This is a genomic window from Alicyclobacillus shizuokensis NBRC 103103 (assembly GCF_001552255.1).
Taxonomy (GTDB): Bacteria; Bacillota; Bacilli; order Alicyclobacillales; family Alicyclobacillaceae; genus Alicyclobacillus_G; species Alicyclobacillus_G shizuokensis.
This window is the reverse complement of sequence record NZ_BCQV01000037.1, coordinates 1-22434: the sequence shown is the minus strand read 5'-3', so window position 1 is coordinate 22434 and position 22434 is coordinate 1. Positions and strand designations below refer to the sequence as shown.

Below are 22434 nucleotides of genomic sequence, written 5' to 3'. Positions count from 1 at the left end.
GTACCAGCCTGGTGCGATTCCAACCTGCGGGTAGGCCTGGCTGGTGGTTCGGAAAGGGGCGAGGTTGGTGTCGCGAGTACGCCTCGTGCCAATCATCTTCATCGCCGTCATCACGCTCGCCATCCTCTTCGGCGGTTGGCAAGCATACCTTCACTTCAACATGATTGGACCGTTGGAAAATCATCTGTCCAGAATCTCCGGTGTTCGTTCGGCCGTGGTGGAGAGTGGTCAGCCCACCACAGTGCGCATCCAACTGGGTGACGTCGATGATTTGGAGACCACCTATCAAAAGATCTATGACCAGGTCTCGCAATCGCTGGGCAGCAGCGTTTCGATATCCATTGAGGATACGCGCGACACGCGTTTAGTCAAGGAGTATCAAAAGCTCACGCCTGCTCTGCTCGAGGGCGTGGCCAAGGGAAACTACACAGAAATGATTGCGGCCGTGGAAAAGCAGGCGGCCGAAGACGGGATTCAGGCTGCAATCACAATGGATAAAACGTACGTCTACGTGCAAATGAATGATGGGAAGCACCATCTCTATGACGTCTTTAAATATACCTCGCGCCAAGGGGGTGCGGTGTCATGATAAAGGAGTGGCTGATAGGCATCGGGATCGCCCTGACGCTGTTCTTGTTGTATCTGCGAATCAACGTACTGCCCCTGATCTTTTTGATTGGGTTGGGAGTACTCATGTGGATGCTCCTGGAACGCCGCGGCCATCCGCTGGCCAGTTCACGGGAGGCTCCGGTCAAACATCCGGTCACGTTCGCAGACGTCGGCGGCCAAGAGCACGCCAAACGGGAGCTCATGGAGGCACTGGATTTTTTGCGCTACCGCGACCGCATACAGTCCTTGGGCATTCGCCCCTTGAAGGGCATCTTGTTGACCGGACCGCCGGGCACCGGCAAGACGTTGATGGCCAAAGCGGCAGCCACATATACCGACTCGGTGTTCTTGTCGGCAGCTGGATCGGAGTTTGTCGAAATGTATGTGGGCGTCGGCGCGCAGCGTGTGCGGGAACTGTTCCGCAGAGCCCGCACCATGGCGAAAAAGGAAAACAAGGACAGTGCGATTATCTTCATTGACGAGATTGACGTGCTGGGGGGCAGACGCGGTCAGTACAGCCATCAGGAGTACGACCAGACGCTCAATCAGCTGCTGACGGAGATGGACGGAATGTCGACGACCCAATCTCCGTTGGTTCTGGTTATGGCCGCGACAAACCGGGCGGACATCTTAGATCCGGCTCTCCTGCGTCCAGGGCGGTTTGACCGGCAAATCCAGGTGGACCTGCCGGACAAGGACGGGCGGCTGCATATTCTCCACATCCAGACCAAAGGTAAGCCGTTGGCTCCCGATGTGGACCTGGAACACATTGCCCGAGAGACTTTCGGTTTCTCTGGGGCCCAGTTGGAAGCCTTGGTCAACGAGGCGGCCATCATCGCGCTGCGCCAGGAGAAATCGGAAATCTCGCAGGAGATGTTTCGCGATGCGGTGGACAAGGTGCTGATGGGCGAAAAGACGGGGCGCAAGCCTACCCACGAGGAATTGCGCCGAGTCGCGGTGCACGAGTTGGGGCACGCCATCATCAGTGAATTGATGAGCCCAGGGACGGTTTCTCACATCACCATTGCTCCACGCGGAAACGCGCTTGGGTTTGTGCGTCAGATTCCGGAGCACGACCGGTATTTGTATACGCGTGAACACCTGCTGCAACAGATCAATGTGGCGTTGGCGGGGTGCCTGGCGGAAGAGCTCCACTACGGAGACCGCAGCACTGGGGCTCAAAACGACTTTGTCCAAGCCTCCCAGTTGGCTCGCACCATGGTCAAGTGCGGGCTTTCGCGCATCGGCATCGTGGACGAGGAGCATCTCCCCGAGTCCGTCTTGGATACGGAGGTACGGCATATCCTGGCGGAACAGGAGCGTGCCACAAGGGACCTGCTGGCACCGTTCAAGGCGGATATTGCGCACTTTGCGTTCCATATCGTGGAGGTCGAGAGCATCGGGGGTGACGAGTTCCGGCGTTGGCTCCGTAGCGTGCAAAAGGCGCTGCCAGCTCCCAAGGAATCGATTGCCATGCGCCAACCACTCGGCCAAGGCGCAACCGTTGGTATCTAGGTCGCCGACATCCGGTCGCTGGTCGACCGTTTTTAGCTGCCTGCGTGAAACGATGACCGTTCTCTGGTGCGCAATGGAGCCGTGGGAGCTCCGGGGGTGTCGGAGACGGTCGTTTTGTGTCGACACACGACGTTCGATGGCGACCTACGGTTTCTGCTATAATCGAGTTATCCTTTCTGATGGAAACGCGGGGCGGAGGGACTTCGGTAAGCATGCGCACTAGCATTGGCCAAATTGGTAGCTTTGTCGGAGAAACGGTCACCCTGGAAGGGTGGCTGTACAATAAACGCAGCAGTGGGAAAATCCTGTTTCTCCAGGTCCGTGATGGCACGGGCTTGATTCAGTGCGTGGTTGTACGCAACGAAGTGGGAGACGAGCTGTTTGAGCGGTGCAGACGTCTCACCCAAGAGTCTTCCATTGTCGTGAGTGGAGTGGTGCGTCGAGACGAGCGCAGCCAATCCGGGTACGAGCTGTCCGTCACGGATGTCACTCTGGTTCAGGAGTCGGCCGACTACCCGATTACCTTGAAGGAACACGGAGTCGACTTTCTCCTCGATCACCGTCACCTATGGATTCGCACGCCTCGACAACGCGCCATCCTGAAGATCCGCTCCGAAGTTGAGCGGGCCATCTCTGAATTCCTGCATGAACAAGGTTTCACGCGTGTGGATCCGCCCATTCTCACCCCCTCTTCGTGCGAAGATACGACGGAATTGTTTCATACCCAGTACTTTGACGAGGAGGCCTATCTGACACAGAGCGGACAGATGTACTGCGAGGCCGCGGCGATGGCGCTGGGCAAGGTGTACTCGATGGGACCGACGTTTCGGGCGGAGAAATCGAAGACACGTCGCCACCTCATTGAGTTCTGGATGGTGGAGCCCGAAATGGCGTTCTATCAACATGAAGACAACCTGGCGTTGCAGGAACAGTTCGTTTCCCACATCGTTCAGCACGTGTTGGAGCATTGTCCCCACGAACTGGAAGTGCTTGGCCGGGATACGTCAAAATTATCCCAGGTACGTCCGCCGTTTCCGCGGCTTACGTACGACGAGGCCATCCGTTGGCTGCAGGACCACGGTCACGACATCCAGTGGGGGGACGACTTTGGAGCGCCACACGAGACGGCATTGGCTTCGCAATACGACCGTCCGGTGTTCATCGAGCGCTACCCGACGCAAATCAAGGCATTCTACATGCAACCTGACCCGCAGCGGCCGGAAGTGGTGCTCTGTGATGATCTCTTGGCGCCGGAAGGATACGGGGAGATCATCGGCGGCAGTGAACGCATCCATGACTACGACCTGTTGCAGCAGCGGTTTGAAGAGCATGATCTGCCGCTGGACGGCTACGGTTGGTACCTCGATCTGCGGCGCTACGGATCGGTACCGCATGCGGGCTTCGGCCTTGGTTTGGAACGCACGATTGCCTGGATCTGCGGACTTGAGCACGTCCGGGAAGCCATTCCGTTCCCACGGCTGTTGTATCGTTTGTATCCTTAAGTTAGTCCCGCCAAAGAAGGAATGTCCGCCATGAAACCTCCTGTTCGTTCTGTCGATAACGCCGATTTTTTGGCGCATCCGTTTGTGGCGGTTCCCATCGATCTGATTCGGCACTGCGGCGACCTGAGTCTCTCACCGGCGGAGTTTGCCGTACTGGTGCAGGTTATCGCCTCTGTACAGACGCAGGAAGAACGCTTCCTCACGCCGGCGGACCTGGCGGCGCGCTGTGGCCTAAGCCCCCGGGAAGCCGGGGACACGGTGGCTCGGCTCGTCCAACGAAACCTGTTGTCCATCGGAGAACGGCTAGAATCAGATGGAACACGAACCAATTATTATGACCTCAGCCCGTTGTGGCAAGCGTTGCGGGGCCGTCAGGAAGCGGCGGTCGATCCGCATGTTGGCCCGACAGACTTGTTCAGCCTGTTCGAACAGGAATTCGGCCGCCCCCTGTCGGAGTTCGAGTTTGAACAGATTCGTCACTGGTTGGATACGGACGGACACCCGCAATGGCTGGTCATGGAGGCGTTACGCGAAGCCGTTCTGGGCAACAAGTTCAGCTTCAAATACATCGACCGCATCTTGTACGATTGGCAGCGGCACCGCGTGCGTACGCGCCAAGACCTGGAGGCTTATCGAGAAAGCTACCGAGAGCGCCAGCAGGGCCGGGAACAAGTGGCAGCCAGCAAACCACGCCCGCTGCAGCGCAAGCGCGGCGGGAACCAAGCAACAACCCGTGACGAACGGTATGAAGCTTTTTATCATTTATTTCCTGATGCCTGAACCCTAACCGGGTTGACCCGCCTTTCCCCACTCGTTGCCAAACAAGACCCTCCCAGCGACAAATCGCCTTGAGCAGATGATCCGGGCGTCTGTTTACGCAGGCGCCTGTTTGCCGTGCAAGCGGGCCTCTGCCGCTGACCGCGGACGCCACAGCTACATGCAATGGGAGGGGAGGGATGACAATGCCCAATATCGCGCACGACACGGTTCTTGCGTTCTGCGGCCTGCCACACGGATTGATTCGCCGCCCCATCGCCGGTCCCCCTGTTCCTCGATGGCCGTGGGGAACCATCGGACGGCCGCAGCCGCAGCCGCTCCCGCGTCCACCGCGTTGGCCAAGGTGATGGCTATGCCGTTGTGGACAGCCTTGGCTGCCGCCGGGGTCTGCGCCCTGGCCATCCTGGCCGGCGGCGCTTGGGTGTTGGGGCAAGAGCGGCGCCTTGCGGACATGGACAGCCGCCGCATTCTGACAGTGTTTGGATTTGGCGCGGGCGTTTTCTGCGCCTTGGTGGTGGTGGATTTCTTGCCCGATGCCGTCCAGTCGGAAGCAGCGGGCATCCCGTACGCCGTCTTGACGGGAACGGTTTTCCTGTGGGCGCTCACCCACCTGATTGACCGGCGCTTTGATGCGGCGCAGCCGTACCAGGACCCGACAAGAGCCGCCTCCGATGTACCCACTCCCCGCGTTCTCAACCAGGCCAGCAGCATTGTCATCATGGTTTCCCTGGCCTTGCACAGTCTGCTGGAGGGAGGAGCGATGGCTGCCTCCGTCACCGCGGGAGAGAACCAAGATTGGGTGTTTCTCTTGGGGATGGTCATCCACAAGCTCCCAGAAGGCGTTTTGTGGGCGCTCGCTCTGGTATCCGGATTCCCTTCGCTACTCGGGCAACGACGCCGTGTGGTCAGTATGCTTTGTGTTCCCGGAATCGCTGGCATCATCGGATCAAGTGTGGGAATCGAGGTGTTGCCCCATATCATGGCCAGCCTGCAGTGGGTCATGGCCGTCCTCGCCGGGTGCTTGCTGTACATCGCGTTTTCGGAACTGCTGCCGACCCTGCGCGGGAATGCGTCACGGGCCGTACTGGTGCCGTTCCTATTCGGCATCCTCGTGATCTGCCTGCTGACGATGTGGGTGGACTAGGCTAAAATGGGGGATAGCAAGCTTGTCCCGCGAATGAGCGGATGGCGAGCATGATTCGACGAGAGGAGTCTCCGATGCGAATGGCGGACCAATCCGGCCACGACCGACTTGCCACATTCACCCCCATGCCCGCCTCCGGGTCAGACCCAGGAGCGGCTGACTTGGAGGCCCGCTCCCCGTGGGCTGCCCTATCCGGCATAGCTGCCGTGTCTTTGTCACCCCTGGAGCGTCCTGTCGACGCCGAGATCGCAATCCCGGGAAGCAAGAGTTTTACCAACCGCGCCCTGGTGATGGCCGCGATGGCCGACGGCACCTCCGAAATCAACGGCATCTTGAAATCGGACGATTCGTATTGGTGCCTGGATGCGTTCAAAAAACTCGGTGTACACTGCCAGGTGAGCGGTGAGACCGTACGTATTGAGGGTGCCGCTGGGGAGTGGCCCGTGCGCGAAGGCGAATTGTATATCGGAGCCGCTGGCACCAGTGCCCGTTTTCTGCCCGGGGCCTTGGCCGTGGCGCACTCCGGACAATGGCTGCTTCGGGGCAGCCGGAGGCTGAGTCAGCGCCCGCTGCGGCCGCTTCTGGACGCCTTACATACACTCGGAGCCGATATTCAGTCGCTGCGTGAGCCAGGTCAATTGCCGCTGCGAGTTCACGGACGGGGACTGTCTGGGGGACCAGTTGAGATCTCAGGCAAGGTCTCCAGTCAATTTCTCAGCGGACTGCTCATTGCCGCGCCATACGCCGAAGGTCCTGTGGAGATTGTGGTCAGCGACGAAATTGTCCAGCACGCGTATGTGGGAATCACACTCGACATGATGGCAGCCATGGGCGTGCCGGTTGATGTGGATGACCGGTTTCGTCGGTTCTTCGTCCGTCCTGGCCGCTACCAAGGCCAGCCCCTGTCCTTGGAGGCAGACGCCTCGACCGCCTGCTACTTCTTTGCGCTGGCAGCAGTCACCGGCGGGCGCATGCGCGTCACGAATTTGTCGCGGGATACGCGTCAACCGGATGCCCGCTTTCCGGAGATTCTCGCCCGCATGGGCTGCCGTGTCGAGTGGGGAGACACATTCATTGAGGTCACGGGCCCACCGGTGCTCAAAGGTGGACTGGAAGTGGACATGAAGGAACTGTCGGACCAGGCCCTGACGTTGGCAGCGGTCGCTGCCTTTGCGGACGCGCCGGTGACGGTCACCGGAGTGGGGCACATCCGTCACCACGAGTCCAACCGTATCCAGGCGGTTTGCGAATCGTTGAACCGGTTGGGCATTGAGGCCCGGGAGCGGGAGGACGGATTTATGGTCATACCCGGCACCATTCGGCCCGCTTGCCTGGCTTCCTACGACGACCACCGAGTGGCCATGTCGCTGTCTCTCATTGGCGCTCGGGTTCCCGGTATTCGTATTCTCGATCCCGGATGTGTGAGCAAGACCTGTCCAGGGTACTTCACGATGCTAGAAACACTCGGAATCGGTGTAAACTACCACGGAGAGTCCTAATCCTACACCATTATCCGGGAAGAGGGACAGTATGCGGACAACCTTGCTCTTGGTGGATGACGAACCGAAAGTGATTGACGTCATGAAGCCCTTTCTGGAGGAGGAAGGGTTCGAGGTGCTGACCGCGTTCTCGGGGCCGCAGGCGCTGGAGATGGTCGAGCAGGACAGACCGCACCTGGTCATTTTGGATTGGATGCTGCCCGGAATGAGCGGCCTCGACGTGTGCCGGGAATTGAGGCGGCAATCGAAGGTGCCCATCATCATGGTCACCGCGAAGGGGGAAGAAACAGACCGCGTGGTTGGCCTGGAAGTGGGGGCGGATGATTACCTCGTCAAGCCGTTCAGCCTGCGGGAGTTGGTCGCCCGTATCCGGTCTGTCCTCCGGCGTACGCAGCCGCCGACGGAAGAGAGCGGCGTTTTGCGCTACGGGAACTTGATGATTGACGAAAATCAGTTTCGCGTCGTCAAGGATGATCAGGAGATCGTGTTGACCCCGACAGAGTTTCAACTGCTCCTGACCCTGGCCCGCAAACCGGGTGTCGTGTACAGCCGCCTGCAGCTGCTTAAAGCCACCATGGGCGACGCCTACATGAACTACGAGCGCACCATTGACAGCCACATCAGCCATTTGCGAAGAAAGCTCGAGTCCGATCCGGCCAATCCCGTGTTCATTCAAACGGTTCACGGCGTCGGTTACCGGTTTGGAGGCGGCCAATGAAGGTCCGCAACAAGATTTTCCTCGGTATCGCCAGTCTCGTCCTGTTTCTGGCGGCGGTGGACCTGCTCATCTCGTACACGTACTTCGGGGGTCTATTCCGCAGATACGCGCAGGCGGCCGAGCAAGGTACGGCCGCACAATGGGCGCAATCGCTTGCCTACTACTATCATGCCAACCACGATTCGTGGACAGGTGTAGATCAGTACATATCGGGGATCTTTGAGCAGGGTGAGGGCATGCCCAGCGCGCGCCGCTTGGATCAACTCATTCTGCAGGATGCCAACAACCATGTCATTGTCTTCATCGGCCATCCTGACACGGACCATCGGTCGCTTCCCGGTCCACTCGGCGGCAATGGCGAGGTCGAAGTGCCGGTGACCGTTGGCAATCAGGTGGTGGGCCATTTATGGATACGCGACCGCGGCTTGGATGCCCTGTATGCGCTGAAACAAACTGTGGTGCATTCGATGACCGTCGCCAGCGTCGTCGGCACGGTTTTGACGGTGGGCATGGCGCTGCTGATAGGGGCCTGGTTCTCGCGTCGGCTTACCCGACCCTTGCACCAAATGATCAACGCTATCCACCGAATTGGTGCGGGCGATCTGGCCACCCAGTTGCCGGTCGTCACCCGCGACGAGTACGGGGAGGTGGCCCAGGCGTTCAACGACATGGCCTCACGCCTGCACAGGACCGAGGAGGCGCGCAAACATTTAGTGGCGGACGTGGCGCACGAATTGCGCATCCCACTAACGATTATGCAGGGGCAGTTGGAATTAATTCAGCAAGGGGTTCAACCAGCCGCTCCGGAGACTCTGCTACCCATTCACGACGAGGTGATACGCCTGACACGTTTGGTACAAGACCTGCACCAACTCACTCTGGCTGAAGTGGGCCAGTTGCCCTTGCACATTCAGTCCACTGAGCTGGACGCGCTCCTCGCGCGGATTGTCGACAATTTCCAGGTGGAGGCGGAGGCCAACAGGGTGGAACTGTCCTTCCGCTCCCTTGTGTCCAACGACGTACACGCGGCGGTCGATCCGGACCGCATTACGCAGGTGTTTGTCAACCTTATCGGCAACGCCCTGCGCTACACCCCTGCCGGCGGCCGAGTGCAAGTTACAATGGGTCAGGACACCGACACCATTGTGGTGTCGGTCCGTGACAGCGGTCCCGGAATCGCGCCCGAGCACCTGCCGCACGTCTTTGACCGCTTTTACCGTGGCCAGGAGGACAGATCCCGGGAGAGCGGCGGTACGGGCCTGGGGCTGGCTATAGCCAAAGAGTATGTGGAGGCGCACCAAGGGACCATTGAAGTGCAGTCGCAACCGGGCGCGGGTACGACCTTCGTCGTTCGGCTGCCGCGCAGCCCCGCAGCTCCCGAGTCATCGTTGGATACGGAATCATAACAGCCTCCACAAATTCTCCACATTTTCTCCACAAATCGTCCACCACTTTTCACCTTGTCCTTCCTAAAATTTGGTCAAGATCCGCCGTCAGACGCGGACACATGGGTGAAGCGGGAAGCACGTGGTGCGAAGGTTCCGGCCGCCCCGTAGAGGGAGGACGGTACCATGTCAGAGACATCGAATGTTCAACCACCAGAGACAAAACGACGATGGTGGACACGGCCGTGGCCATGGGTGGGTGCGGTCATCGTGGTGCTTGGAGGGGCCGGGTACATGGTCGTCGGTCATCGCCACACTGTGTCCGCCTCTGCGGCATCCATCCGCTGGACCACTGTGCAGCGGGGGAACGTGGTCAACACAGTCAGCCTGACAGGTTCCCTTGTGCCCGCTCACGAGGCAACCATCACCACCACCGGAACTCTGACCTCCGTCTCTGTCCAGGTGGGAGATAAGGTCAAGAAAGGCCAGGTCATCGCCCACGTGGACGATACCGACTACGAAAACCAGCTGCAGCAGGCGAAGGCCCAATTGGCGGAAGCCGAGGCGAAGCTGGCGCAGTCGGAAGAGGTCACCACCACAACCAACGGCCGTGGCCAAACCCAGACCCAGCAGCCGGACGCCAATGCGGTGGCGGAAGCGCAGGCCAATGTGGATGCCGCGCAGGCGAGCGTCGACCAAATCGAAGACGAGATAGCCGCTTGCACACTCAAGAGCCCCATCAGCGGCACTGTATTGCAAGTTGCAAGTGTGAACGGCGGGGAGACCTCAAACAGCAGTAGCTCCTCCGCATCGTCCAATTCATCTTCCAACTCCAGCGTTGGCAGCGGGAACACTGTCTCCGTCATCGCCAACCTGGGCTCGGATGAGTTTTTGGTCTCCGCCAACGTAGCCCAAGCGGACATCGGGCAATTGAAGAAGGGGCAAAGTGCCACCATCTCGCTCGGTACAGGCGGTCCCGTGTTGACCGGCAAAGTGGATACCATAGGTTACCAGCCGCAGACAGAAAACGGGGTCACCCTGTACCCTGTGACCATCAAGGTGAACGCACCGGACAACCAAGATGTGCACCTCCTGCCTGGAGAGAGTGTATCCGTAAGTGTGGCTGTTCAAAGCCGCGAGAATGTCCTGATGTTGCCGACGGCGGCCGTTGTGTCACAGCACGGTCAGACCGGGGTGTATGTACAAGCGAGTCAAAACAAAGGCGCAGAGCCCAGCGGCACAATGTCTGCGAACGAAGGGAGCGGATTTCCAGGAACCCGCATTCCGGATGGGCTGACGTTTGTACCCGTCCAGGTGGGCCTGTATGGGGACAACACGGTGGAGATTCGGAGCGGCCTCAAACAGGGTGAACGAGTGGCCATAGTCACTGTCGCCTCCTCCACCGGCCAGAACCAGTCGAGCATGAGCGGTGGCGGACTGGGGGCGCTTATGGGTGGCTACGGCGGCAAGTTCTCCGGCCGAGCCATGGAGGGCTACGGCGGAACTTCCACCGGATTCGGCGCATACTCCGGCGGGAACGGTGGGTATGGAACCGGCGGAGGTGGCCACTGATGGCTGTCCTGCGCTTGGAACACGTCAGTAAGCGCTATGGGGTCGGAGACCAAACTGTGCAGGCGGTCCGTGATGTCACGTTGAGCATTGATGCGGGAGAATTTGTGGCTATTGTCGGACCGTCCGGATCAGGAAAATCGACCCTGATGCACTTAATGGGCCTGCTGGACGTCCCGTCAACGGGTCATGTCCTCGTCGACAATGTGGAGGCATCGCTGCTGCGAGATAGGGACCTGGCGCGGTTGCGGAACGAAAAGATTGGTTTTGTCTTTCAGAATTTTAATCTGTTGCCGCGCACCAGCGCGGTGGAAAATGTAGCTCTGCCGCTGTTTTACGCAGGGTACCGGACGCAACCGGCCTTGGCCAAAGCGCGAGAAGCGTTGGCCCGAGTGGGGATAGATCCCCACCTGCGCGGTCACCACCACCCCAACCAACTGTCTGGCGGACAGCAGCAGCGGGTGGCGATAGCGCGCGCGATTGTCAACGAACCGCGAGTGGTCTTGGCGGACGAGCCCACGGGCAACCTGGACAGCCAGACTACGGACGACATCCTGGACCTGTTTACTTCCTTGAACCGAGAGGGAACAACCATCGTGCTCGTCACCCATGAGGAGTATGTGGCTCGACACGCGCGCCGCATCGTGAGCGTCCGTGATGGTCTCATCGCGTCCGACGAAGCGGTGGTCCATTCAGCCGGCCCACAAGCGGGGGTGGAGGCATGAGACTCAACCGCATCCTCCGCACCGCGTTTTTGGGGTTGGGCCACAACCCGCTCCGCACAGCCCTGACCTTGCTGGGCATCATTATTGGCGTGGCGGCTGTGGTGGCGCTGCTGGGGGTCGGACAGGCGGCTACCGCCAGCGTGACCTCGCAGATTCAAGGGTTGGGCACGAATGTGCTGGTGATCTCTCCGGGTCAGAGCACTGAGAATGGCATCAGCCAGGGCCTTGGGAGTTCCGCGTCGTTGACGGACAGCGACGTGAAGGCGCTGCAGAAAGACAGCGCCCTCGCCGCTGTGGCAGGAGACGTGACCACGCGTGCGCAGGTTGTCTATGGATCTGTCAACTACCAGACCCAAGTGGAGGGGACTACCCCCGATATACAAACCATTCGCAACCTGTCATTGGCGGCGGGACGCTTTTTCAACACCGTGGAAGCCAATCACGACGGCTATGTGGCGGTCATCGGGTCAACGGCCGCCGAGAACCTGTTTGGCGCACAGTCACCGGTCGGGAAGACCATCTGGATTGACGGACTGGCGTTCGAGGTGGTGGGGGAGTTGGCTTCCGAAGGCAGCAGCGGAGCGACCAACAACGATGACCGCATCCTGATTCCTCTGCAAACCATGCAGGCCCACCTGCTGGGCGGGGATTCCCTGACCACCATCTACGCTTCAGCGCGCGATAGCCAGTCGATGACCCAAGCCCAGCTGCAGGTGGAGGCGACGCTCCGTCAGGCGCACGGCTTGCGATTTGGCGAAAGTGACGACTTCACCGTGACCAACCAGGCGACGCTGCTGTCCGCCCTGTCCAACGTCAGCCACACCCTGCAGGTGTTCTTGGGCGGCATCGCCGGTATCTCCCTCTTGGTGGGCGGCATCGGCATCATGAACATCATGCTGGTGACCGTCTCCGAGCGCACCCGAGAAATTGGCCTGCGCAAGTCCTTGGGGGCCACGCAAGGCTCCATCCTGGGTCAATTTCTGACTGAATCGGCCGTCGTCGGTCTCTTGGGGGGATGCATCGGCATTGTTGTGGGCATCGTGGGGGCTCAAGGCATCGGCCGCTTTCTTCAGACCTCGGTTCCCGTCAACCCGTCCAGCATCTGGATTTCGTTTGTGGTCGCGGTGGCCGTCGGACTGGTGTTTGGCGTCTATCCGGCTTTGCGCGCAGCGCGCATGTCCCCAATGAACGCTTTGCGCTACGAGTAGTCGCACTGGATGCGCATCCGAGGGTCGATCCGGACGCTGCAAGCGGCGCTCTCGGAGTCCAAGTGGATATAGGATAAGGGGCGACGGGCGCTGCAGGAAGAAGCCACGCCTCGTCGCCCCTGGTCCAAGTCTGGGGGGATAGTCAGATTAGGTCAGACTTGCTTCAACAAGAAGCGTCGACCAGAGAAGACAACGAGGATGGCCAGGCCGAGCGCCGCGGCGCCAACATAGAAGGAAACGTGCGGATTGTACCATTCCGCCAGTTTGCCGGCCAGCCACGGCGCCACAGCCCCGCCGACAAAGCGCACGAAACTGTAGGCCGCAGAGGCCACCGGCCGTTCAAACGGCGACACTTCCATCACAGCCGTGGTGACCACCGTATTGTTCACTCCCAGAAACGCTCCTGCGACAATAATGGCCACAATCACCACAGTCTGGGAGGTGGTGAACAACCCAATGGTCAACAAATCCAAGCCAATCAGCAAGAGGATAGCAATGAGAACAGGCACCGTACCAAACCGCGCCTGCAGCCTGGGTGCCACAAAGACCGAGGTGATGGCCAGCAGTACACCCCAGCCAAAAAACACGTACCCAAGACCGTAGATATTCAGAGTCAATACGAACGGAGAAAAACCCAGCAGTGTAAAGAATCCGAAGTTGTACAACAGGGCCATGATGCCCATGATCAGTAAACCCCTGTGGCGCAATGCCATGGCGGGCGCCGCCAGCGAGTGCAGCAAATTGTCATGCGCCGGTTTGGGCACGCCCCGCAACCAGACGAGAATCAGGATAAATCCGATAGCCATAAGAAGCGCCACGCCGTAAAACGGTCCGCGCCAACTGATGCTGCCCAGCACACCGCCGAGCAAAGGCCCGACGGAAATGCCAAGCCCCAGTGCGGCCTCGTACAGGATGATGGCGCCGGCGGTGCCGCCGCTCGCCACGCTGACAATCACGGCCAGGGCCGTCGCGATGAACAGCGCGTTGCCCAAGCCCCATCCAGCCCGGAAGCCGACAATCTGCCAGATGGTTTGGGAAGAACCGGCCAAAGCCGCAAAGGCGACAATCAAAAACAACCCGGCCAAAAGAGTCCACTTAGGGCCAATGAGGTGTGACACGAAGTTGGTGACCAACATCGCCACGCCTGTCACGAGCATGTAACTGCTGAACAGGAGTTCGGTCTGACTCGGGGTCGCATGCAGCTGCGAGGCAATCGCCTTCAGAATCGGATCGACCAGTCCCAATCCCATAAAGGCGATGACGCACGCAAACGCGACCGCCCAAACGGCCATGGGCTGACGCAACAACTGAATCTTCTCACCGTCAGCTCCGTGATGGCCTGAAGACTGGTCCCTACCCTTAGACACCGATTGCGCCGCCGTATCGCTCTGCATCCAGAATCCCCCCACATCTATTGTTCATTCCATAAGTGTGCAGTGGGTCACCCCCGAATCGACCCAAGACAATATATGTATTATACAACCGAAATAAAAATCGTCAAGAGAATTGTGCCAATCGACGATCCGCTGAACACCGCGATTCCGGTAGCGTTCCACAGAACGGGACAGGTGACAGACCAAAAGACGAGAAGGTATGATAAGGATACTGCGGCGGGAACGGATAAGGGGGAGAACTTGTGGAAGAACCTTTGCCACCGATGGAAGCGATTGACCTCATTCAACAACAGATCTCCATTCTCATCCGACGCTCAGAGTCAGAACGTACGGCTCAACAAGATACGAACCGGTTGGACCGGTCCGCCTACCTCATGCTGGGCTTTCTCGTCAATGAAGGCACGTTGACCGTGGGCCAGCTGGCGGAATTCCTACAACTGGACATTTCCACAGCCAGCCGGCAGGTGCGTGCTTTGGAAGACAAGGGACTTATCGCCCGTACACCGGACCCACGTGACGGGCGCATTAGCCGCGTCGACCTGACGGAAGAAGGGCGGCAGCGGTTTCTCGCAGCCAAGACGTCCCGTCTGCGCCGCTACCGCCAATTACTCAGCGATTGGTCAGCGCAGGACCTCACACAGTTGGGTGCTTACCTGGTACGCTTGAATCAAGCGTATTACGAATCCATCCGGTACTCCCACAAGCAGCTGGACGAACGCGAGGAACCGGGGCGGTAGCAACCTTGGCCTGTGAGCTTCAGCCGGAGTACGCCTGAACAAGGATGTCCCGGTAATCTTCTTGGGAAATCGGGCGCACGTTGCTGAGACTGCATCCGTCCTGACCGTCGGCGACCGCGGACAACACCCTTCCCTCGATGCCATGGGCCCTGAGCCACCCGGGCAGGTTTCGTGCAGATGCCCAAGCAAACTGAATGTCTGTGTGCATGAAGTATGAGAATGTGAGCTGGCTTTCCCATAAGAAATTCGCCCGGCAAGTGGGAAATCCTGCGCGGGTGGCCGCGGCCCTCGGGTTGGATGGCGTCCACGGCCGTCAAATGACAAAACCAAACCCGGGATAGAGGCCATAGATGCCTCCAAACGGAACGAAGAAGCCTCCAAAGAATTGCGCCGGCACGATGTCCCCATGCGCATTCTGCCCCTCGTCTACCGCAGACACCAGCAGCCGAACGCCACGCGGCCCATTGTCCGTGCTGGCCAAGTACACGGTGCGGGTCAGAACGATGCCGCTTGGCAGGACCCGTGTCAATACCCCACGGTGGATTCCGTAGATGGAGTGGCAATACACCCAGTGACCGAGGTAACGATGTGCCAGATGATAGTTCACCGCCATCCTGAGCACCCCCTTTTTGTGCGGATCGCCATACCATATGGCTCATGGCAAGTCAGCGGGTGTGCGATCGCGGACAGGGATACACCCACTTGCAGCAGGTCCGTGGCCGGCAGGAAAGATGTGACGGTTGCCAGAATGTGCCGATGGACGGTCAGAAAAGGCCGACGGCCACGAACAGATATACATGAGGCCAAGTTTGGAACCGCGAAGGGGAGTGAAAGCACACCGTGCGAGTGACCGGAAAGTTGGCAGCGTCTGCAGCCGCCGTGTGCATCGTGAGTGGCTGGTGCAACGCGGTGGCCGACGCCAGCACACTGAGCGACAAGCAGCACGAGATGGCCCAACTGCAACAACGAGCCAACCAGACGGAGCAACGATTGGAAGAACAGCGGCAGCAAGTCGGAAAATTGCAGGGGCAAGTGGCGCAGACGCGTCAGCAAATCTCTCAACTCTCGCAGGAAATTGCACAGAACCAGACGGATATCCAGAGCCTCGAACACAAGATAGCCGCGCTCAACGAGCGGATAGCGCGTCAACAACGGCAATTGGACCGGGACAAACACAATGTCGCGTCCATGCTCAAGGCGACGTATGAATACGGAAACGTACCGCTGTTGCAAGTTTTGTTCCAAGCGTCCGGGTGGGCCGATTTGCTCAGCCGCGTTCAGACCCTCTCCGCCGTTACGGAGAGAGAGCATCGGCTGATGCGGGAGGTTGAACAACTGGAACACGCGTTGCGGGCAGACAAACGGGAACAGGAGAACAACCTGCAAAGCCTGGTCGCCAAGGGGAGAAACCTGATGGCCTTGAAGCGCTCGCGGCTGGCCCTGGAAAGACGGCAGCAAGCCTCGCTGCAGCTCGCGAATCGCGGCATTTCCTCCTTGATGCAACAGCGGCAGGAGTTAAGTTCGCGTATTCACCTGACACAAGAGCAGATTGCTGAATTAAAACGCCAGGCGGCGCAACAGGAGCGCATCATCGCGACGCCGTCGGGGGACGTGACTGTTCCGAGTTTGCGATGGCACGACCTATCCGTGGATAGACTGTATGCTTATGTGCAGCAACAGGGGTCCACGTTCTCCCGAGCAGACATTGAGACCATCTGCGCGGCGGCCCATCGCTATGACGTGAACCCGGCCTTGCTGGTGGCGATAACGGGTCAGGAACAAGCATTTGTTCCACCCGGTCCGGATGCTGCTTTGATTCGTAACAACCCTTTCAACGTGTTCTACAGTTGGCAGGTCTACAACACGACACTGGCGGACTCGGCCAACATTGCCGCGGACACGATTCGCCACAAGCTGTCCACTCCGCCTCCGAAGGGAGAGGATGCTATCCTCTGGCTGAACGATCCGCACAATCCCTGGGGCATCTACGCCACCGATCCCAACTGGGCCTACGGTGTCCGGCGCTACTTTAACAGTATCCTTTCATTCGTCGGTTGACCCTGCTCCTTCACTGGGGCCTTCGGCGATGCTTGGATCGGGTGCACGGTCCTGGCGCGCCGCCACCGCAAGGGTATGGGGGATGCTCATCCGGGATTCGGCAAGTGACGCCTATGGCCCCTGGTCCGCCGCACCATATACGGAATGGTTCTGGGAAAGCGGACCCCGGGGCCATACATGATGCGCCCAACGTCAACCGGTATACCGGTTCCCAGGCTGCCCGTCATATCAGTAGGCACCGCGAATGAAAGGCGCCACGTCGCGCTCATAAAACTGGTGCAGGCGTTGCCGTTCTTCCACATTGAATCCCCGCGCATCCAAGGTGGCCAGGTTGTCTTCCACCTGGGCCACATTTTTGAATCCAGGAATCACGCAGCTGACCTCGCCATGGTCCAGAATCCAGCGCATCGCGGCGCGCGCCATGGTGCCGCGGCCTGCGGCAATCCAGCGCAGCTGGTCGGCCAATTCCACGCCTTTTTCGAACGGCAGTCCCGCAAACGTCTCGCCGACATTGAAGGCCTGGCCGTCGCGGTTGAAGTTGCGGTGATCGTCTTCGGGAAACGTATCGGTCTTTTTGAACTTCCCGGTCAAAAGCCCGCTGGCCAGCGGAAGCCGCGCAAGAATGCCGACACCTTGCGCCGCCGCCTGCGGGAACAGCTCCGTGGCCGGTTTTTGCCGAAAAATGTTAAAGATCACCTGGAGCGCGCGAACACCGGGGTACTGAAGGGCGGTCTGGCCCTCGGCCACGGTCTCGACGCTCACCCCATAGTAGCGGATCTTTCCCTCTTGCTGCAGCTTGTCCAACACTTCAAAGACCGCGCCCTGACGAATGATGTCGTGGGGTGGGCAGTGTACCTGGTAAAGGTCAATCGTGTCCCGCTCCAGCCGGCGCAGGCTGGCTTCGCAAAAGGCGCGCACACAGGCCTCCGAATAGGTGGCCGGATCGTGAATATCCCCTGCGCGACAGAACTTGGTGGCAATATAGATGTCGTGCTCGCGGCCCTTGGTCGCTTTGGCCAAGAGGCGCTCGGCACGGCCGTCCCCGTACACGTCCGCCGTATCAAAGAAGTTGACCCCCGCGTCGATGGCGCGAGCCAGACCATTGAGGGCGTCGCTCTCCGCCACGGAGCCCCAGGCCCCACCAATGGCCCAGGTGCCGAAGCTGACCTCGCTGATTTGGAGTCCGGTGTTGCCCAGTTCACGATAACGCACACAGTTCGCCCCCTAGTTTGATGATCCGCTTTCATTTTATACTAAGCGTATCCACAGTAGGAGGGGTGTGAGGTGGACGTTGCCCAGCCTTGCGCATATCCTCCCGGACGATTTGGCGCAGAAGGTTCGGGAGTGGCAGATCTGCGAAAATCGAACGGGCCATTCATCAAGCCAGGTATACCGGCTGGTGCCCCCAACGGGTCAGGCCGTCTACCTGAAGGTGCAGTACGGCGCCACCGGCAGTCTCCAACCGGAGCGAAGACGGCTCGCTTGGCTGCAGGGAAAACTTCCGGTACCAAGCGTCTTGTACTTTGGCGTTCGCGGGCCCTACCAGTTTCTGCTCATGTCCGAGGTCCCGGGCCTGCCGGCTTCGGACCCGGCCTGTCTGCAAACCCCCGAGAAACTGGCGAAGCTGCTGGCCACGGGGCTGCGCGCGATTCACGCATTGGCGGTAGACACGTGCCCTTTTCGACTGCAGGAGGACCAGGGCAGGGGAGAGGGGGATCTGGTGGTCTGTCATGGCGATTATTCGCTGCCCAACGTCCTGGTTTCGGACGGGGCCATCCGGGGGTTCATCGACCTGGGACAATTGGGCGTGGGTGACCGGTACTGGGACTTGGCCACCGTTTGGCGTTCCCTGCGCTACAATCGCCTGCCGGAAACGTGTTTCTCGGTGTTCAGCGAGGCATACGGGTTGAGGGCAGTGGATGAGGAGAAACTGGAATTTTATGAGCGCTTGAGTGGGTAGTGGACTCAGGCAGGTTGGTCTGGAGAACGGGACGCTATTGCGGCAAGGGAGGGGAGTAGATGTGCATTCGCCGCCTCAATTTATCCTATCTGCCGGTGTGATTGTCCTGAATTCGGAAGGCAAGATCCTATTGGTAAGGAGCCCTAGGCGTGGATGGGAGATGCCAGGGGGCAAGTGGAAGAGGGGGAGTCTATTCAACAAGCAGCAATGCGGGAGGTCAAGGAGGAAACAGGAATCGATGTGGAAGTCATAAAGTTCTGTGGCATCTTTCACAATGCGTCGAGAGGCGTTTGCAACACGCTGTGGCTGGCCCGGGAAGTTGGCGGTGAGTTAGCCGTATCTGAAGCAAGTCTGGAGGTCGGATACTTCACTGTCGCTCAGGCCTTGCACATGGTCACCTGGAAAAACTTCTCCGAACGAATTCAAATGTGCCTAGACGAAAGTACACACCCATTCTACGTTGACTTTTGACGAGATACCCCTGTCTGACCACAGCCTACTCTCGAGCATGGAGGATGCGGTCATCGTGAATCTTCACGTGCGGCGAGTCTCGATAATGGAACTGGAAGATTTCTCTGCGATCCTGAAGGAGGCAGCGGCTTGGCTGCAGACAAGTGGGAAAGAGATGTGGAGCGCTGAGCAAGTGTCCGTTGACAATCTGCTTCGCGACTATTCACTGGATCAGCTATTCTTGGGTCATGTGAATGATAGACCTGCCGCCACAATCATTCTCCAGGAGACCGATGAGCTTTTTTGGCCGGACGTACCTCAAGGAGAATCCGTGTTCATTCACAAATTCAGCATACGTCGGGTGTTTGCCAAGACTGGCCTGTCACAAAGGATGTTGTATTGGGCTAAACAAGAGGCGAAGCGACGGCAGAAGAAGTACGTGCGCCTGGACTGCGCAGCCGACAGACGCAAACTCTGCCAGTTTTACGAGGACCAAGGCTTCAGAAAAGTCGACGAAAGACTTGTCCATACATATCCAACGGCGTTTTATGAATATGAGGTTTCATCCGATTAGTTTCGATTCGTTTCTGGCTTAATTCGTGGGGCAATCCGCGGGTCATGAGATGTACCTAAATATCCATATGCCTTTCCGTCTCCAATCATAGAGCCGGCCCTTTGCCACATCTAGTGGTGTGGTCCAAGATCTATTAGTGGAAATTTGAAAGTAGCTGCTACTTACATTTTTTATTATAATTGGTATAATAGGAATTGATTAAGCGGTATGCGGGAAGCGACCGAGAACATAGCTTGCGATCACCGAGTCTGGCCGGATTGCATTCCAAAACTAGGTTAATATTTTGCAACAGATTGTGGCAGGAAGGAGGAAGTGAATGAGTCTCGAAGTGCGATCCCTATGCAAATCGTTTGGTTCCAAGTACGTAGTGCAGGACCTGAGTTTCACTGTCGATGAGGGAAAGGTGTTCGGACTACTTGGCCTGAACGGTGCTGGAAAGTCCACAACCATCCGGATGATTCTCAACATTCTAGAACCAGATCGAGGCGATGTTCTCTGGCAAGGTCAACCTGCAAGGAAGGTTATTCAAGGCCACGTGGGGTACCTGCCGGAGGAACGCGGTCTATATCAGAAGATGACGGTCATGGATCACCTCGTGTTGTTCGCTCGTCTGCAGGGCATGACGCGGTCGGAAGCCATTGCGGCAAGCGCCATATGGCTGGATAGGTTTGGAGTTGCCCACTACCGGGACAAACAGATCTCGGAACTGTCCAAAGGTAACCAGCAGAAGGTGCAGTTCATCGCAGCGATCATACACAATCCACAGCTCCTCATCCTCGACGAGCCGTTCAGTGGTCTGGACCCGGTCAACGTCTCTCTGTTCAAGGAGGTGTTCCGGGAGATGGTGAAGGCAGGCAGCACCATCATTTTCTCCAGTCATCAACTCGAACATGTCGAAGAACTCAGTGACACCATTGGCATCGTTCACGATGCCCACATGGTGCTGTACGGCGACGTGGAACAGATCTTGCATGAACAGCCACCACGTGAGATCCGGTTGCGCGCGAACCCAGACGATGTGCGACCACATCTTGATGAGGGAGTAGCCGTGGAAACAGAGCGCGGTGTCCTTTCGATCCCGATTGATGCGTGCGATCCGCACACGCTTCTGCAGCGCTTGGTTACGGCTGGGGTTGATATATCCTATTTCGAACTGGTTCGCCCGTCACTTGCAGATATCTTTTTGCAGAAGGTAGGGGGAGCAGCGTGAGGGCATTTTGGATTTGGATCGAGCGTGAATTCAAACTACGCACCAGAAGCAAAGGTTACTGGATATTCACTATAATCGGACTAGTTATGCTCGTTGCTTTCACCTTCTTGCCGTCGCTGTTGAACTGGTTGCAGCGTAACACCAAAACCGAGGTCCTGATTGCGGATCCACAGCAGATTGTAGCGCCCATGCTGCAAAAGAGGGTGAAGGCAGCCCCCGACCGGTTTGACTTCAGGCTATCCACCACAAAAACCGCCGGAGTCAGCAGGTTCAATCAGACACACATGCAGACATTCATGAGAGATCATCACGTCAGTCTGGTGGTTGCCGTCAACGGGGACAAGACGACTGACGCTTCGTTCGTCATTGAAGAAAACGGAACCATCGATCCGAGCACATTACAGAGTCTGCAGACGCTGCTGCAGCAGTCGGTGACCCAAGCGCGGATCTCCACCTTGCCGCAAGCAAGTCAAGCGACGCTCGGGGCACCGATTAAAATTGACATGCATCAGTGGAAGAACGGTGCAAAGTCGACGGCACAGATCGTTCAATCAGAGATTGTGGTCTACTTTATGCTGATCCTGCTGTTTGTTACCGTCATTATGTACGGCAACTGGGTCGCGCAAGGAGTGGTGGAGGAAAAGTCGAACCGTATTATTGAAATGATGCTCATCACCTCGAAGCCATGGCAGATCTTGTTCGGAAAGGTGATTGGAATAGCGCTGATCGGTTTACTCCAGTACGCCATCTGGATGACGGTTGTCGGCTGTGTACGGTTGATTTCCGACAACATGGGCGGACGATTGTTACACAGTGTGCCCATCTCGACGCTCGCCTGGTTCGCGGTGTTCTTCGTGATTGGATATTTTCTCTGGGCCATTGGCTATGGCGTCGCTGGATCTTTGGTCACCCGCGCAGAGGAGCAGCAAATGGCCGTTTCACCCGTGGTGCTCGCGACACTGATTGTCTTTTACTTGGAGCTGTTTGCGGTGCTGCCGCACCCTGATTCACTGTTCTCCAAGGTGCTCTCGTTCATTCCGATGGTCAGCCCATTCTCCATGCCCGCGCGCCTCGCGCTTTCAGACGTACCGGTCTGGGAAGTCTGTGCGGCGATTGTACTCAACATCGCCTGCGCCTGGCTGTTGGTTCGCATCGGCGCACGCGTGTATAGTCGATTCGCCTTGCGCACGTCGGGCCGCTTGAAGTGGCGAAATCTGTGGAAAGTGGAACAGGCTGATGTGTCAGAGTAGAGAAAACAAGGGTACTACGGGTCTTATCTATCTAGTTGACATAACGGATATGATCATTTTGAACGGAGCCGAAAGAAACAGTATCGTAACTCGGAGGCGATTCCAACACAACCAAGGTGTTTCATCCGTCAGGAGGATATATCAGCCAAG

20 protein-coding genes and 1 pseudogene are annotated in these 22434 nt (G+C 58.3%); 18 read left to right on the top strand and 3 right to left on the bottom strand.

What is annotated here, in order from left to right; genetic code table 11:
• The first annotated feature begins 67 nt into the window (after positions 1 to 67).
• The 11 genes from ASH01S_RS13775 to ASH01S_RS13725 all read left to right on the top strand — a co-directional run bounded on the left by ASH01S_RS13775 (position 68) and on the right by ASH01S_RS13725 (position 12651).
• Positions 68 to 589, top strand: a complete 522-nt coding sequence (locus tag ASH01S_RS13775) for a hypothetical protein (protein WP_067929030.1) — start codon at positions 68 to 70, stop codon at positions 587 to 589.
• Positions 586 to 2124 carry an ATP-dependent metallopeptidase FtsH/Yme1/Tma family protein gene (locus ASH01S_RS13770; RefSeq protein ID WP_083517183.1) on the top strand — a complete coding sequence of 513 codons (1539 nt, stop codon included), beginning with the start codon at positions 586 to 588 and terminating at the stop codon, positions 2122 to 2124. Before ASH01S_RS13775 ends, ASH01S_RS13770 begins: the two co-directional genes overlap by 4 nt.
• A gap of 212 nt (positions 2125 to 2336) precedes the next feature.
• The gene (asnS, locus tag ASH01S_RS13765; RefSeq protein WP_067929029.1) at positions 2337 to 3626 is read left to right on the top strand and encodes an asparagine--tRNA ligase; all 1290 of its coding nucleotides are present in this window, start codon (positions 2337 to 2339) and stop codon (positions 3624 to 3626) included.
• A gap of 30 nt (positions 3627 to 3656) precedes the next feature.
• A complete protein-coding gene (locus tag ASH01S_RS13760; RefSeq protein WP_067929028.1) occupies positions 3657 to 4406 on the top strand; it encodes a DnaD domain-containing protein in 750 nt (249 codons plus the stop codon).
• Between the two features lie 280 nt (positions 4407 to 4686).
• The gene (locus ASH01S_RS13755; protein WP_169794242.1) at positions 4687 to 5547 is read left to right on the top strand and encodes a ZIP family metal transporter; all 861 of its coding nucleotides are present in this window, start codon (positions 4687 to 4689) and stop codon (positions 5545 to 5547) included.
• 125 nt (positions 5548 to 5672) lie between these two features.
• Positions 5673 to 7046: a 3-phosphoshikimate 1-carboxyvinyltransferase gene (gene aroA, locus ASH01S_RS13750; protein WP_067929051.1), complete on the top strand. Its 1374-nt coding sequence runs from the start codon at positions 5673 to 5675 to the stop codon at positions 7044 to 7046.
• A 31-nt stretch (positions 7047 to 7077) separates the two neighbouring features.
• The gene (locus ASH01S_RS13745; protein ID WP_067929026.1) at positions 7078 to 7764 is read left to right on the top strand and encodes a response regulator transcription factor; all 687 of its coding nucleotides are present in this window, start codon (positions 7078 to 7080) and stop codon (positions 7762 to 7764) included.
• Positions 7761 to 9170, top strand: a complete 1410-nt coding sequence (locus ASH01S_RS13740; protein ID WP_067929025.1) for a sensor histidine kinase — start codon at positions 7761 to 7763, stop codon at positions 9168 to 9170. The genes ASH01S_RS13745 and ASH01S_RS13740 overlap by 4 nt, the downstream gene beginning before the upstream one ends.
• Before the next feature lie 165 nt (positions 9171 to 9335).
• Positions 9336 to 10721 carry an efflux RND transporter periplasmic adaptor subunit gene (locus tag ASH01S_RS13735; protein WP_083517181.1) on the top strand — a complete coding sequence of 462 codons (1386 nt, stop codon included), beginning with the start codon at positions 9336 to 9338 and terminating at the stop codon, positions 10719 to 10721.
• Positions 10721 to 11443 (top strand): ABC transporter ATP-binding protein, encoded by a 723-nt coding sequence (locus tag ASH01S_RS13730; protein ID WP_067929023.1) that lies wholly within the window; start codon positions 10721 to 10723, stop codon positions 11441 to 11443. Before ASH01S_RS13735 ends, ASH01S_RS13730 begins: the two co-directional genes overlap by 1 nt.
• A complete protein-coding gene (locus tag ASH01S_RS13725) occupies positions 11440 to 12651 on the top strand; it encodes an ABC transporter permease (RefSeq protein ID WP_067929022.1) in 1212 nt (403 codons plus the stop codon). Before ASH01S_RS13730 ends, ASH01S_RS13725 begins: the two co-directional genes overlap by 4 nt.
• A gap of 152 nt (positions 12652 to 12803) precedes the next feature.
• Here the strand turns inward: ASH01S_RS13725 and ASH01S_RS13720 are convergent, their stop codons facing one another.
• Complete coding sequence (locus ASH01S_RS13720; protein WP_245629088.1) at positions 12804 to 13943, bottom strand: MFS transporter; 1140 nt, start codon at positions 13941 to 13943, stop codon at positions 12804 to 12806.
• A 344-nt stretch (positions 13944 to 14287) separates the two neighbouring features.
• On the opposite strand from ASH01S_RS13720, the gene ASH01S_RS13715 reads away from it, so the two are divergent.
• Complete coding sequence (locus ASH01S_RS13715; RefSeq protein ID WP_067929021.1) at positions 14288 to 14782, top strand: MarR family winged helix-turn-helix transcriptional regulator; 495 nt, start codon at positions 14288 to 14290, stop codon at positions 14780 to 14782.
• A 313-nt stretch (positions 14783 to 15095) separates the two neighbouring features.
• Here the strand turns inward: ASH01S_RS13715 and ASH01S_RS13710 are convergent, their stop codons facing one another.
• Entirely contained in the window at positions 15096 to 15395 is a 300-nt protein-coding gene (locus tag ASH01S_RS13710) for a hypothetical protein (RefSeq protein ID WP_067929020.1), read from the bottom strand.
• Between the two features lie 227 nt (positions 15396 to 15622).
• Here ASH01S_RS13710 and ASH01S_RS13705 point away from each other — a divergent pair, with 227 nt between their 5' ends.
• Positions 15623 to 16840 (top strand): murein hydrolase activator EnvC family protein, encoded by a 1218-nt coding sequence (locus ASH01S_RS13705; RefSeq protein WP_067929019.1) that lies wholly within the window; start codon positions 15623 to 15625, stop codon positions 16838 to 16840.
• Positions 16841 to 17068: 228 nt separating this feature from the next.
• Here ASH01S_RS13705 and ASH01S_RS13700 read toward each other — a convergent pair whose 3' ends face one another.
• Positions 17069 to 18052: an aldo/keto reductase gene (locus tag ASH01S_RS13700; protein WP_067929018.1), complete on the bottom strand. Its 984-nt coding sequence runs from the start codon at positions 18050 to 18052 to the stop codon at positions 17069 to 17071.
• A 67-nt stretch (positions 18053 to 18119) separates the two neighbouring features.
• On the opposite strand from ASH01S_RS13700, the gene ASH01S_RS13695 reads away from it, so the two are divergent.
• From ASH01S_RS13695 to ASH01S_RS13675, 5 genes and pseudogenes are all read left to right on the top strand, one after another.
• Entirely contained in the window at positions 18120 to 18800 is a 681-nt protein-coding gene (locus ASH01S_RS13695) for an aminoglycoside 3'-phosphotransferase (RefSeq protein ID WP_083517179.1), read from the top strand.
• A gap of 61 nt (positions 18801 to 18861) precedes the next feature.
• Positions 18862 to 19271 (top strand): annotated as a pseudogene (locus ASH01S_RS13690) (NUDIX hydrolase).
• A gap of 85 nt (positions 19272 to 19356) precedes the next feature.
• Positions 19357 to 19824, top strand: coding sequence for a GNAT family N-acetyltransferase (locus ASH01S_RS13685; RefSeq protein ID WP_169794241.1), 468 nt, complete (start codon positions 19357 to 19359; stop codon positions 19822 to 19824).
• 316 nt (positions 19825 to 20140) lie between these two features.
• Positions 20141 to 21034 carry an ABC transporter ATP-binding protein gene (locus tag ASH01S_RS13680; RefSeq protein WP_067929015.1) on the top strand — a complete coding sequence of 298 codons (894 nt, stop codon included), beginning with the start codon at positions 20141 to 20143 and terminating at the stop codon, positions 21032 to 21034.
• Positions 21031 to 22284 carry an ABC transporter permease gene (locus ASH01S_RS13675; protein ID WP_067929014.1) on the top strand — a complete coding sequence of 418 codons (1254 nt, stop codon included), beginning with the start codon at positions 21031 to 21033 and terminating at the stop codon, positions 22282 to 22284. The genes ASH01S_RS13680 and ASH01S_RS13675 overlap by 4 nt, the downstream gene beginning before the upstream one ends.
• Positions 22285 to 22434 lie beyond the last annotated feature (150 nt).